Below are 12,533 nucleotides of genomic sequence, written 5' to 3'. Positions count from 1 at the left end.
TCGCCCAGCAGGGCAGGGCCGCCGGTCTATGTCTCGGTGCGCACGCATGACGGCGCGCTCCATCACCGCATCGGCGGCCCTGCCCTGCTGGGCGAAGCGAAGGGCGCGGTGCTCGCCGACGTCCAGCCCGCCTTCACGGTCGACATCGTTTGACCGCCGCCAAACAGGAGCCCCCGGCCATGCGCATCGTCATTCCCGTCTATCCGGAGGTCGACCTGCTCGACGTCTGCGGGCCGGCCGAAATGTTCAACTGGGCGAAGTTCGATGTGGCGCTGGTCGCCGCCGATCCCGGCCCGATCACGTTCAACAACGGCTTCCAGTTCAACGTCACCGCGGGGCTCGACAGCGTCACGCCGTGCGACGCGCTGTGGGTCCCGGGCGGCGAGCCCGACGCACTCCAGGCGATCATGTTCGGCAGCGACCGCCGCTACCAGCAGTTCGTCACCGCGCAGGCGGCGCAGGCGCGCTATATTTGCTCGGTGTGCGAAGGCGCATTGCTTGTCGCCCACTGCGGCCTGCTTGATGGCTATAACGCCACCACCCATTGGGCCTTCATTCCCTATCTCTTGCAAAATTATCCGGCGATCAGCGTCGCCCCCGGCCACCCGCGCTTCGTGCTCGATCGCAATCGCCTGACCGGCGGCGGCATCTCGTCGGGGCTCGACGAGGCGCTGCAACTGATATCGCTGCTCGGCGGGGAGGATTTGGCGGCTAGCGTCCAGCAAACGACCCAATATTATCCGCATCCCCCGGTCGACAGCGACATTCCCAATATCATCCAGTCGCCGATGCCGCCGGTGCCCGCCTGACCGCTGGCCAGACCCTCCAGGTCCGGCGAACATTGGGCGTACAGAAATCGCTGTCCTAATTTATTTCGCGGTCTTAGCCTGTCTGGCGATGGATCGAACCGCTTCCCAAAGGCGTTCTCCGCCAACCCGCAGACAAGGCGTCGGCCCCATGCGTCCATGCGACCGGGCACGCGATTCCAGTGTTAAGTTGGGCAGTTTTCCGCCGTTTCCGGCGAAGGGATCCGGCCTCGCCTTTGGTGTCACCCGGGCGTTCCCAAAGGCGAAGCGTGGCAGCGGCGAAAAACGGCATTTCAGTGTGAAGTTGCGCGGACTTCCGCCGTTTTTCCGCGGAACGGCTGCGCCCTTTCAGCGTTCCCGATCATGATCCGGACACGCCGCCCCTCGCGTACTGTCGGCGCCTTGTTGCTCGCCGCGGCGACGCTCGCGGGCTGCAACCCCGCCGGACGCGGCGGCGAGGCGCCGCCACGCGCGACCGACACCGCGCCTTCGCCGTCCCAGACATCGCTGATCGCCGTCCCGATCAACGCCGACATCGGCCCGCTGCGGCAGGAGTTGGAACGCGCGATCCCGCGCACGCTGTGGACGATCAACCGCCACGAAAAGGCCTGCGTGGCACCGCAACGGGTCAAGGTGTTCGGCAAGCGCGTCAAGGTCACGCCCCCCATTTCCTGCACCATCGTCGGCCGCGTCACGCGCGGGACGCTGCGCCTGCGCGGCGAAGGCGACGAGATCGTCGTCGATGTCCCGCTCAACGCGACGATCAGCGCGCGCGACGTCGGCGGGGTGCTGAAGGGAGAGACCGCGACCGGCGCGGCGATGGCGCATGCCCGCATCAAGATCGACCTGACCGCCGACTGGCGCACCCGCGGCACCGCGCGCATCACCTATGGCTGGACCAAGGCACCCGGCATCGACTTTCTCGGCAAGCGCATCACCTTCACCGACGAGGCCGATGCGAAGCTCAAGCCCGTCATCCGCGATGTCGAAAACATAGCAAACCGCGAGATGGCAAAGATCGATATCCGCAAGCAGGCTGCCAACGTGTGGCGGCAAAGCTTCACCGCGCTCGAACTCAACCACCAGAACCCCCCGGTGTGGATGCGCGTCACCCCGCAGCGTATCCTCTATGGTGGCTATCGCCTCGACGGACAGCGTCTCAATCTCAACCTCGGGATCGAGGGCATCACCGAAACCTTCGTGTCGGGTCGCCCGGCCGATCCGACCCCGACCCCGCTGCCCAAATTGGTCCGCGAGGCGCCGAAGCCGCATCTCGATATCCGGGTGCCCGTAATCGCCGACTATGCGCAGCTCCAACCGGTGGTCGACCGCGCGCTCGCCAAACGCGCCAAGCGGCCCTTCGACATTCCCAAGCTCGGCCCGATGGACGTGACCTTCGGCAAATCGACCATCTATGGCTCGACGGGCGGGCGGATCGCGATCGGCGTCGATGTCGAGGCGCGGCTGCAGGCCCGCACCGGCGCGCCGACGCGCGGGCGCATCTGGATGACGGCGATCCCGCGCAACGCGGTGGGGTCGGCCGAGGTCCATTTTACCGATCTCGTCATCAATGGCGACAGCGACGGTGTGGCCGGCGACCTCCTCATCCTGCTCGGTCGCAGCGAAGGTTTTGCGCCGCTCATTGCCGACGCGCTGACCCAGAATTTCACCCACGACCTCGAAGATCTGCAGGGCAAGATCCGCCGCGCGATCGGCCAGCGCCGCGAGGGCGCTTTCGTCATCCGCACCAGCTTCGACCGCTTCGAGACCGGCGAGATCAAGGCCTATGGGAACGGCCTCTACCTGCCGGTGCGCCTCGTCGGCGCCGCCAGCATCGACTATCGCCCAGTCAAATGAGTCAGAACAGGCGCGTGATGCCGTAGAAGGCCGCGGCAACCAACGCGCTCGCCGGAATGGTGATGAACCACGCCGCGACGACGTTGCCGGCCACGCCCCAGCGCACCGCGCTCGCCCGGCGTGCGACCCCGGCACCGATGATGCTGCCGGTGATCGTGTGCGTCGTCGACACCGGAATGCCCAGCAGGCTCGCAGTAAACACCATGATCGACCCGCCGGTCGAGGCGGCAAAGCCCTGATGGTGCGACAGCTTGGTGATCCGCCCGCCCATCGTCTCGATGATCTTCCACCCGCCCGACAGCGTGCCCAACGCGATGGCGATGTAACAGCTGAACGCCACCCAGTGCGGCACATGGAATTCGCCGCCAAGATAGCCGGTCGAGTAGAGGAGCACGGTAATAATCCCCATCGTCTTCTGCGCATCGTTGAGCCCGTGGCTCAGCGAATAGGCGGCAGAAGAGAAAAGGTGGAGGTGTCGGAAGGTCTTTTCGGCGAAGCTCGCGGTCGCCCGCTGCAATGCCCAACTGCTGACGAGCATCACCAGCATGGCGAGGAGCATTCCAAGCATCGGCGACAGGAAGATCGCGATCACCGTCTTGTTGAGCCCGGTCCATTCGATACCCTCAAAACCGGCATGCGCCACTCCGGCGCCGACGATCCCGCCGACGAGCGCATGGCTCGACGAAGAGGGGATGCCCTTGAGCCAGGTCACCACGTTCCAGAACATCGCCCCGACCAGCGCGCCGAACACCACGGCGGGCGTCACCAGATCCTTGTCGATGATCCCCTTGCCGATCGTTTCGGCGACCTTGTGCAGTTCGGGAAAGATGATCGACAGGAAATAGGCCGCAAAATTGAAGAAGGCGGCGAACAGCACCGCCTGCACCGGCTTGAGCAACCGCGTCGCGACGACCGTCGCGATGCTGTTCGCGGCATCGTGCAGCCCGTTCAGGAAGTCGAACGCCAGCGCCAGAATGACGAGGCCGACGAGCAGGGGAAAAGCCAGTTCGTGCATGGTGCGTGCCCCCGCTTACGCGTGGTCGATGACCAGACCGTCGATCTCGTTCGCGACATCTTCGAACCGGTCGACGACGCGCTCGAGATGGCTGAACAATTCGCGTCGGATGATGAACTGGATCGTGTTCGTCGCGCCATGTTCCTGGAACAGACGCTTGAGCCCGGCCGCATGAATCTCGTCGGCGTGACCCTCCATGCGCACCAGCCGCTCGGTCAACTCGTGCAGGCGCGGTCCGTTGGCGCCGATGTCGCGCAGCAGCGGAAGCGCCTCGGCGGTCAGCCGCGCGGCATCGACGATGATGCCGGCGATGTCGCGCATTTCGGGCTCGAATTCGGTGACGTCGTAGAGGTCGATCGCGCCCGCGGTCTTCTGCATCTCGTCGATCGCGTCGTCCATCGACGCGATCAGGTCGGTTATCGCGCTGCGATCGAACGGGGTCAGGAAGGTGCGGCGGACCGTCTGCAGCACCTCGCGGGTGATCGCGTCGGCATCATGCTCGCGCTCGACGATCTCCTGGATATGGTCGGCCATTCCCGCACCGCCCTGCAGCAACCGCGACAGCGCATTGGCGCCTGCGACGAGCGTCGCGGCGTGGCTTTCGAACAATTCGAAGAAATTCCCCTGTCGCGGCAGCAAACGCTGAAACCATGCGAACATCCAACTTACCCCTGTCTTCTCGGCAACATTCTGCACCACCCCGCCGGTCCGCGCCGCAGCGCGAAAACCGCTATCACCAAACGAACGGATCAGCGCCTGCAAATCGGGTTCCTCGACCGCCGCAGCCGCAGCGTGGAACGGAAACCATTGGCGATCGCGCTCGCCTTCTTCCTTCCATTCGGACAGCTCGCTGGTGACCGCGAGCGGGAAGACCTCGACATCGAGCAACACCGAGGCGCCATTGGCGCGGCGCTTACGATATTGATAGCTCCCGATCGGCGTCGGGCAGACCGCGCCGATCACCCCCGCCTCTTCCTCGGCCTCGATCGCCGCCGCGGCGTGGCGTGTCATCCCGGTCAGCGGATTGCCCTTGGGAATCACCCAGCGCTTCGTCTCCCGCGACGTAATCAGCAGCACTTCGGTCGGCCCGTCCTGCGACGGCCCGCCAAAGCGATAGGGAAGGACGGCGATCTGGCGCAATTATTCTGGCCCTTTCGTGGGAGCGGTGGTCGCGGCGGCGCGATGATTACAAATCGGTTTCGTCTCTATGACGGATTTGTGACAGCCACAAGCGAAGCGGTGGGCCATAGGCCTGCTTTCCGTAAACGTCAATTCGATTGCAAAATGCAACGCGGTGCGTAAGCTGCATCCTAACAACAAATGGGAGACGAAATCATGGCAGGCACCGCGACCATGGAACGCACGAACGACACGGCGGCTGCACCGGTCGATCAGGACGTCCTGATCGTCGGCGCGGGCATTTCGGGCATCGGCATGGCCGCGCATCTCCAGAAATACAGCCCCGGCCGCAGCTTCACGCTCGTCGAGCGCCGCGCGGATCTCGGCGGCACCTGGGACCTGTTCCGCTACCCCGGCATTCGCTCGGACAGCGACATGCACACCCTTGGGTTCGTGTTCGAACCGTGGAAGCATGAGAAGTCGATCGCCGACGGCCCCGCGATTCTCGATTACCTCAACCGCATCGTCGACGAACGCGGCATTCGCGAGCTCATCCGTCTCAACCGCAAGGTGGTCGGTGCCGACTGGGACAGCGCCACGGCGCGCTGGACCGCGACGCTCGAGGATGAAAATGGCGCGACATCGACGACGACGGCACGCTGGCTTTACCTCGGCGCCGGCTATTACGACTACGACGCGCCCTTCGACGCCAATTTCACCGGCCGCGACGATTTCCAGGGCCAGATCGTCCATCCGCAATTCTGGCCGAAGGACCTCGACTATACCGGCAAGAAGGTCGTCGTGATCGGTTCGGGCGCGACCGCGGTGACGATCGTCCCGGCGATGACCGACCCCAAGAACGGACCCGGCGCCGCGCATGTCACGATGCTGCAGCGCACCCCGACCTGGTTCGCGATCCGCCCGGCCAAGGACGGCTTCGCCAACTTCCTGCGCAAGATCCTGCCCGAGCAGATGGCGTACAAGATCACGCGCTTCAAGAATGTGAAGATGCAGGACATCGTCTTCCAGAAGGCGCGCACCAAGCCCGAGAAGGTCCGCGACTTCCTGACCAAGCAGGTCCAGAAGACTTTGGGCGACCGCTATGATGCCGAGGCCTTCACGCCGCCCTATAATCCCTGGGAACAGCGACTGTGCCTCGTGCCCGACGCCGATTTCTTCGAGGCGATCAAGCGCGACAAGGCGTCGGTCGTCACCGACCATATCGAGCGTTTCGACGCGACCGGCATCCAGCTCAAATCGGGCAAACATCTCGACGCCGACATCATCGTCACCGCCACGGGGCTGAGCCTTGCGGTTGCCGGCAAGATCCCGGTTCGCGTCGACGGCGACCTCGTCGACTGGAGCGAGCATTTCTACTACAAGGCGTGCATGTTCTCGAACGTCCCGAACTTCTCGGCGGTGTTCGGTTATCTCAACGCCTCCTGGACGCTGCGCGCCGACATCGTCGCCGAATATGTCTGCCGCGTGCTCAACCATATGGATGCGACCGGCACGACCGTCGCGACGCCGCGCCTCGACGATCCGAACAGCCTGACCGAGGAAAATATCTTCGACTTCTCGTCGGGCTATATTCAGCGTTCGCTGCACATCATGCCCAAGAACGCCGACGCACTGCCTTGGCGGCTCAATCAGAATTATATCCAGGACCGCGTCGACATGCGCACCGGCGCGATCGACGATGGTGTGCTCGGCTTCGGCAATGCGCGCACCGACGCCGGCAAGGCCGAACCCGCGCTCGAAGCTGCGGAATAATCGCCAAGGCAATCGCAGCGCCGCGCTTCCGGGCGCGGCGCCGATTTTTGCCTAACATGATACATATCGCAGCATCGCTGCCAATATGGTGCCATTTATAGCGAGCCGAAACCGCCCACTATATTTACTTCATAGTGTTTTTCTATTATTCTCCCTACTTTCCGGGGGGAGAAGGCATCATGAAAAAGGGCCTTGAATCGAACTTCTGGCGTAGCGTGAAACTGGCCGCCCTCGCTATTGCCATTCCGGCACTATTGTCCTCATGCAAAGACAGCGGATACGGCGACAAGCAGGATGTCGCCGCGGCGAGTTGCCCCGAGGGATTCGGCTGGTCCGAAGGGCTCGTCGCCTATCTCGCACCGGACGCGACGATGCCGACGACGATGAGCACGTCGGCCAATGACTGCGAATTCAACCAATGGTCGTGGGAAGCCTTTGTGTGGGCCAACGCCCCGATCGACGGCACCCCGCGCTTCCTGACCTGGCAGGTCCCCGACGACCTGATCGCAAACACGTCCGAAGTTCCGCGCACGTCGCTGCTGCGGCTCGACGCGCATATGAAGCCGGTCCACGCGGCGGCCGATGCGAACAACCAGGACAGCGCGATCGTCGAGGCCGACGGCAGCATGCTAATCGGGCCGAACGGCTATCCGGTCTATGCCTCGATCCACATGACGCCCAACTATTTCGACACCATAAAACGCAATCTGATCGCCACCGGCGCCTATGAGAGCAATCCGAACCAAGACGATTATTTCAACGTCGGCGACGCCATCGTGAAAGCAACATGGTATCGGCTCGCCGACGGCGAGGCCGCGCCCGCGGGCGCCTATACGACGAAGGCCGAGGTTCCCGTGCTGCAAAATAATTGCACCGGCACCAACTGCGCTGTCGTGCCGAGCGGGACCTATGAAGTCGCGACAGTGGCGCTCGTCGGCATGCATGTCGTCGGCTATGTCGAGAACCACCCCGAATTCGTTTGGGCGACTTTCGAGCACAAGCTGAACGCACCGATGCTCGCCGACAACAGCTTCAGCTTCGACCCCAATGTCAGCGATCCCGGCAATTATACATTCTACAAGGCCGGCACCCCCTATTCGCAGCAGGCGCTGCTCGTCGAAACCAACACGACGCCCGCAACCGTCAGCTTCGATGCCGCGACGGGCAAATTCTCACCCGCCACCAACATCGTCCAGATGAACCGGACCGGCGGCGACACCCAGCCGGGCGGCCCGTCGAACATCGCCGCGATCAACGCCGCGTCGCAAAAGGAAGCCGCCAATTTCCCGAACAATTCGCCGATGCAAAATTATGCGCTGATCGGCACCGCCTGGTTCCTGCCCAACAGCTATGTCACCAGCAATGCCAATTGGGCGAGCCTGAACCAGAGCAATGCCATTGGCGCGATCAGCCTGATGAACAGCACCGCCGAAACCTTCCTGCAAAGCGCCAAGGGGCAGCAGGGCAATAATTGTTTCGAATGTCACAGCGCGACGAGCTTTTCCTATCAGGGCATCCAGCCCAAGGCGCTGACGCCGCGCCGGATCGCGATCAGCCATCTGGTCGCGGTCGGCTCACCCTATGAAGTGCCGAACACGCTCCCGGTCAAAGCCGGCGGCAGTTCCGTGACGAAGCCGACGATCAAAAAATAGAGCTGCACTGGGTCGCAGTCGCGTAACCCCGGGTCCGGAAACGGCCCCGGGGTTATGTCTTTGGCGGCCGAGCCTTACGCCAATTGTTCGATCGCGATATCGGCCGCGGCGAGCCGGGCAAAGGCATCGGTGGTGCCGTCGACAGTCAGGCTGCGCGCAAAACCTAGGATATTGCGCCGGACATGCTCGTCGTCGGTCGGCCGCATCTGCGTCATGATCTCGGCCACGACAGGCGGCGGCCGGCTGGCGAAAAATTCGGCCTTCTCCAGCGCCGCAGCGACGACGTCATCGGCGACGCCATCGACCATGCCGAGCGTATGGGCTTCGTCGGCGGCCAGCACGGTACCGTCCAGCGTAAAAAGACGGGCGCGATGCCACCCGATGAGCCGCGCCAGTTTCTGCGGGCCACCCACCCCCGGCGGGATGCCGATGCGGATTTCAGGAAGCCCGATCGCGCGTGCCGACGTCGCCGCGATGCGCATCGTGCAAGACAGTGCGATCTCGAACCCGCCGCCCATGCAATGGCCATTGATCGCCGCGATCACCGGCTTCGTTGCCGCATCGAGCATAGCGCAGAGCGCCGCGAACGGTGACAAGAGAAAATCCTCCTCGGTTGCGGCGCCGCTGGCCAACGCTGCCGCGGCGTGCCCGATTTCGGCCAGATTGCCGTGGCGGATAAAGATGTCCTTGCTGGCACCGGTCAAAACGATGGCGCGAACCTCGTCGTCGCCAAGCTCGCGTTCGAGGACGCGAGCGATCTCGGCGGCCCCTATCGTCGAAATCGTGCCATCGGCCATCGGCTGGAACGAGATGAGGGACACGGCGCCGCGACGGTCGATCCGCGCCGTTTCTTCGCTTTGGGTCATGGGGTCGGTTGCTCCAGGCGGATTTCGATGCGCCAACGGATTAACCCCAAGCGATCGCTGCCGACATGCACATATTTGCTACGACGAAATTTCCGCCGGCAGAGAGCGGCCGTTTCGGCCTTCGAATTCTCGCGGGTCGGCCCTATCGTTCGGAAACCGGCACTCGCGGCCGTCAATGGATGTTCCGGGAATTGGAGGATGGGCTTGAAGGCGGTGAGGATGCGTCAGGCGGATGCTCGGCGGCTGTGGCTGCGGGCGCAGCGGCTCGACGACAAGGCGCCCTTTGGCGCGGGCGCGGGCGCCGTGGAGGCGACGATCGGGCATCTGGGCTATGTCCAGATCGACACGATCAACGTCATCGAACGATGCCATCACCATATTCTGTGGTCGCGTATTCCCACCTATCGGAAGGCCGATCTCGAGGTTGTCCAGTCGTGCGCGAAGTCGGCGTTCGAATATTGGGCGCATGCGCTCGCCTATATTCCGACGAGCGACTATCGCTTCTTCGTCCCGGCGATGCAGGCTTGGCGAGCAAAGCCGCACCCCTCCTTCGCGAAGATCGATCCCGAAGCCTATGCCGCGCTGCTCGCGCGCATTCGGGACGACGGTCCGCTTTCACTTCGCGACATCGACGATGAGCAACTCGAAGAAAAACAGCATCCGTGGGCCAGCCGAAAACCGTCGAAACGCTTGCTCAATTACGGCTTCTGGGTCGGCGATCTGACCGTCAGCGCGCGGACGGGCATGCTCAAGACCTATGACCTGACCGGACGGCACTTCGGCTGGACCGAGCCGCCGCGCGCGTCGACGCCCGATGAGTTTGCAAATTATCTGCTCGACCGCGGACTCCGCACGCAAGGGGTCGTCAGCCTCGAAAACGCGACCTATGGCAATGCGCCGGCGAAGGCCGCGGTGGCAAGGTTGGCCGCCGACCGCGTTGCCCGCGGCACGCTTGTTCCGGTCGAGATCGAGGGTCTCGCGCGTGCGAGCCACTGGGCCGAACCGCGAGCGCTGGACGAGCTTCGATCCCTGTCTCCGGCCAGGCGCATTCACCTGCTGTCGCCGTTCGATCCGCTGGTGATCCAGCGCAAGCGGCTGGCGGCGCTTTTCGGGCACGACCACCGGTTCGAAGCCTATGTCCCTGCCGACAAGCGTGTGCTGGGCTATTTCGCGCTTCCCGTCCTTGCGGACGACCGGATCGTCGCGGCGATCGACACGAAAATGGATCGCAAGGCCCGCGCGCTGGCTATCCAGAAATGGACGTGGCTGGTCCCGGAAACGAAGGGCCTGCGGAGCCGCATCGAAACGGCGCTCGGCAGGTTCGAAGCGTTCCAGAAGAAGGCGTGATGCAGAAGCGGTGGAGATCGCCCTCGCCGCCCCTATCGAACCGGCAGAAAGTCGCGGGCGTAGTCGGGCTTGACTGCACGGACGAGTGCCTGCGTCACCGGCACGTTGATCTTGTAGGAGCCCTCGGCATAGGCGCCGATTTCATAAGGCGCGATCGCGATCGTCAGCCGATCGAGATGGCGCCCATCGGACGAGCCGAGCCACACGGTCTGCGCCGACGCCGGTGGGCAGGAATCGAAGACCGGGTCGGCTTCCTCGGGCGGTTGGATGCCCTTGGCGAGCTTGGCGCGCTTGATTGCCGCGCAATATTCGGGGCGGATTGCGGTATCGAACGCCGCGCCGCTGGTGAACAAGTCGAGCGGAGCACGCTTTTCGCCCGTGTTGCGATCCCATAGCAAGGTGGCGAAGGTCGTCATGCCGTGCGCGCCGCCGGTGTAGGTTTCGATATCGCTCGACAGGCTGAGGAAGCGCGGGGTGTTGGTGACGCGCTGCCACGCCTGCAAATGGCTGTGGGGGCGATAGGGGAAGCCCTGCTTTTTGGCGGCGGCCTGATCGCGACGCGATTCCGCAACCAACGCGTCGCGCTTGGTGGCGCGATCAGTGTCGAGCCATTCGGCGAGCTTGGGGATTTCGGCCGCTTCCTTGGGATAGCTGTAAGCGAACTCCATGAGCTCGTTGCTTTCCTTAACATCCGATGCGGTGGCATTGGCGGCCTTGACATCATCGATCGCGCCCGGAGGCACGCCCGGCACAGTCGCGGCGGCGACCTTTTCGGCCTGTGTCGGTTCGGGTTCGCCCGAGCAGGCAGCGACGAGCAGGATCGCCGGGACAAGTGCGGCCGCGAAGCGATGGGAAATGCGGAGCGTCATGCCCCAATAACGCCGGGAATCGACAAAGTTTCCCACGGCGCCTAGCAGATGGACATGATCGATTATTCCGACCTGATCCAGCCCGACAAAGGGCAGGACGCGCGCAGCATTCACCTCGTCGACAAGCAAGGCTATGACGCTTGGCTGAAGGGGCGCAGCGCCCGCGAACGCGCGCATCTGGCTGCTGTCGGGTTCAAGCCCGACCCATTCGCCCATGCGGTCCTGCCCGGCGACGACCCCGAAAAATGGGCGGTGGTAACGGCGGCCGCCAAGGTCGACAGCCTGTCGGCATGGTGCCTCGCCAAGCTGGGCCAGACTTTGCCCGAAGGCCGTTACCGGCTCGAAGGACAGCAGCCCGGAAAGGCGATGTTCGGGTGGATGAGCGGGCAATATCGGTTCGACCGTTATCGTCCCAAGGCCGAGGCAGCGGGACCGCGTGTGCTGCTGACCAGCGACGTCGGCGCGATCGCCGCGATCGTTGCCGAGATGCGCGCGACCGCGCTGGTTCGCGACATGGTCAACACCCCCGCCGCCGACATGGGTCCCGCCGCGATCGAGAAAGAGGCCGAGCGTATCGCCAAGGCGCATGGCGGCAAGATCGTCGTCACCAAGGGCGAAGCGCTGGAGCAAGGCTATCCGATGATCCACGCGGTCGGACGCGCCGCCGCGAAGCACCATGCGCCGCGGCTGATCGAGATCGTCTGGGGCAAGGACGATCATCCCAGGATCGCGCTGGTCGGCAAAGGCATCAGCTTCGACAGCGGCGGGCTCGATATCAAACCCTCGACGGGCATGCGGCTGATGAAGAAAGACATGGGCGGCGCCGCGCACGTGCTCGCGCTCGCCGAACTGGTGATGGCGAGCGGGCTGCCGGTACGGTTGCACTGCCTGGTCGCGGCGGCGGAAAATGCAATCTCGTCCGACGCCTTCCGCCCCGGCGACGTGCTGACCAGCCGGCTCGGGTTGACCGTCGAGATAGGCAACACCGACGCTGAGGGGCGACTGGTGCTCGGCGACGCGCTGGCGAAGGCGAGCGAGGAGAAGCCCGAGCTGATCGTCGATTTCGCGACGCTGACCGGCGCTGCGCGCGTCGCGCTCGGCCCCGACCTGCCCCCGCTGTTCGCCAATGACGACGCACTGGCCGACGCGATGCTGGCGGGCGGCATCGACCGCGACGATCCGCTGTGGCGCATGCCGCTGTGGGACGGCTATGCCGACCTGCTCGAAAC

General features: G+C 64.1%; 10 protein-coding genes. 6 read left to right on the top strand and 4 right to left on the bottom strand.

Annotated elements, in window-relative coordinates; translation table 11 throughout:
• The first annotated feature begins 179 nt into the window (after positions 1-179).
• Positions 180-809, top strand: coding sequence for a DJ-1/PfpI family protein (locus tag B1A78_RS16810; RefSeq protein ID WP_077148066.1), 630 nt, complete (start codon positions 180-182; stop codon positions 807-809).
• A 360-nt stretch (positions 810-1,169) separates the two neighbouring features.
• The gene (locus B1A78_RS16805) at positions 1,170-2,663 is read left to right on the top strand and encodes a DUF4403 family protein (protein WP_077148065.1); all 1,494 of its coding nucleotides are present in this window, start codon (positions 1,170-1,172) and stop codon (positions 2,661-2,663) included.
• A 1-nt stretch (position 2,664) separates the two neighbouring features.
• Here B1A78_RS16805 and B1A78_RS16800 read toward each other — a convergent pair whose 3' ends face one another.
• Both B1A78_RS16800 and B1A78_RS16795 read right to left on the bottom strand, forming a co-directional pair.
• Positions 2,665-3,678, bottom strand: coding sequence for an inorganic phosphate transporter (locus tag B1A78_RS16800; protein ID WP_077148064.1), 1,014 nt, complete (start codon positions 3,676-3,678; stop codon positions 2,665-2,667).
• 15 nt (positions 3,679-3,693) lie between these two features.
• A complete protein-coding gene (locus tag B1A78_RS16795) occupies positions 3,694-4,818 on the bottom strand; it encodes a DUF47 family protein (RefSeq protein ID WP_083734254.1) in 1,125 nt (374 codons plus the stop codon).
• A 195-nt stretch (positions 4,819-5,013) separates the two neighbouring features.
• Between B1A78_RS16795 and B1A78_RS16790 the strand changes: the two genes are divergently transcribed.
• Both B1A78_RS16790 and B1A78_RS16785 read left to right on the top strand, forming a co-directional pair.
• The gene (locus B1A78_RS16790) at positions 5,014-6,570 is read left to right on the top strand and encodes an NAD(P)/FAD-dependent oxidoreductase (RefSeq protein WP_256839024.1); all 1,557 of its coding nucleotides are present in this window, start codon (positions 5,014-5,016) and stop codon (positions 6,568-6,570) included.
• A gap of 179 nt (positions 6,571-6,749) precedes the next feature.
• The gene (locus B1A78_RS16785) at positions 6,750-8,222 is read left to right on the top strand and encodes a hypothetical protein (protein ID WP_218667993.1); all 1,473 of its coding nucleotides are present in this window, start codon (positions 6,750-6,752) and stop codon (positions 8,220-8,222) included.
• Positions 8,223-8,296: 74 nt separating this feature from the next.
• On the opposite strand, the gene B1A78_RS16780 is transcribed toward B1A78_RS16785, so the two are convergent.
• Positions 8,297-9,124, bottom strand: a complete 828-nt coding sequence (locus B1A78_RS16780; protein WP_144037872.1) for an enoyl-CoA hydratase/isomerase family protein — start codon at positions 9,122-9,124, stop codon at positions 8,297-8,299.
• Positions 9,125-9,307: 183 nt separating this feature from the next.
• On the opposite strand from B1A78_RS16780, the gene B1A78_RS16775 reads away from it, so the two are divergent.
• Positions 9,308-10,435 carry a winged helix-turn-helix domain-containing protein gene (locus tag B1A78_RS16775; protein ID WP_144037871.1) on the top strand — a complete coding sequence of 376 codons (1,128 nt, stop codon included), beginning with the start codon at positions 9,308-9,310 and terminating at the stop codon, positions 10,433-10,435.
• 32 nt (positions 10,436-10,467) lie between these two features.
• Here B1A78_RS16775 and B1A78_RS16770 read toward each other — a convergent pair whose 3' ends face one another.
• Positions 10,468-11,304: a DUF3298 and DUF4163 domain-containing protein gene (locus B1A78_RS16770; protein ID WP_077148060.1), complete on the bottom strand. Its 837-nt coding sequence runs from the start codon at positions 11,302-11,304 to the stop codon at positions 10,468-10,470.
• 54 nt (positions 11,305-11,358) lie between these two features.
• Between B1A78_RS16770 and B1A78_RS16765 the strand changes: the two genes are divergently transcribed.
• Positions 11,359-12,533, top strand: a 1,175-nt coding sequence (locus tag B1A78_RS16765) for a M17 family metallopeptidase (RefSeq protein WP_077148067.1), incomplete at its 3' end; no start/stop codon positions are given.

Origin of the sequence: Sphingopyxis sp. KK2 (assembly GCF_001990265.1) — a bacterium.
GTDB lineage: Bacteria > Pseudomonadota > Alphaproteobacteria > Sphingomonadales > Sphingomonadaceae > Sphingopyxis.
This window is presented reverse-complemented; position numbering and strand designations above follow the sequence as displayed.

Coding starts and splice junctions, on each gene's coding strand:
- B1A78_RS16810 (WP_077148066.1), top strand. CDS start 180: ATGCGCATCGTCATTCCCGTCTATCCGGAGGTCGACCTGCTCGACGTC.
- B1A78_RS16805 (WP_077148065.1), top strand. CDS start 1,170: ATGATCCGGACACGCCGCCCCTCGCGTACTGTCGGCGCCTTGTTGCTC.
- B1A78_RS16800 (WP_077148064.1), bottom strand. CDS start 3,678: ATGCACGAACTGGCTTTTCCCCTGCTCGTCGGCCTCGTCATTCTGGCG.
- B1A78_RS16790 (WP_256839024.1), top strand. CDS start 5,014: ATGGCAGGCACCGCGACCATGGAACGCACGAACGACACGGCGGCTGCA.
- B1A78_RS16785 (WP_218667993.1), top strand. CDS start 6,750: ATGAAAAAGGGCCTTGAATCGAACTTCTGGCGTAGCGTGAAACTGGCC.
- B1A78_RS16775 (WP_144037871.1), top strand. CDS start 9,308: ATGCGTCAGGCGGATGCTCGGCGGCTGTGGCTGCGGGCGCAGCGGCTC.
- B1A78_RS16770 (WP_077148060.1), bottom strand. CDS start 11,304: ATGACGCTCCGCATTTCCCATCGCTTCGCGGCCGCACTTGTCCCGGCG.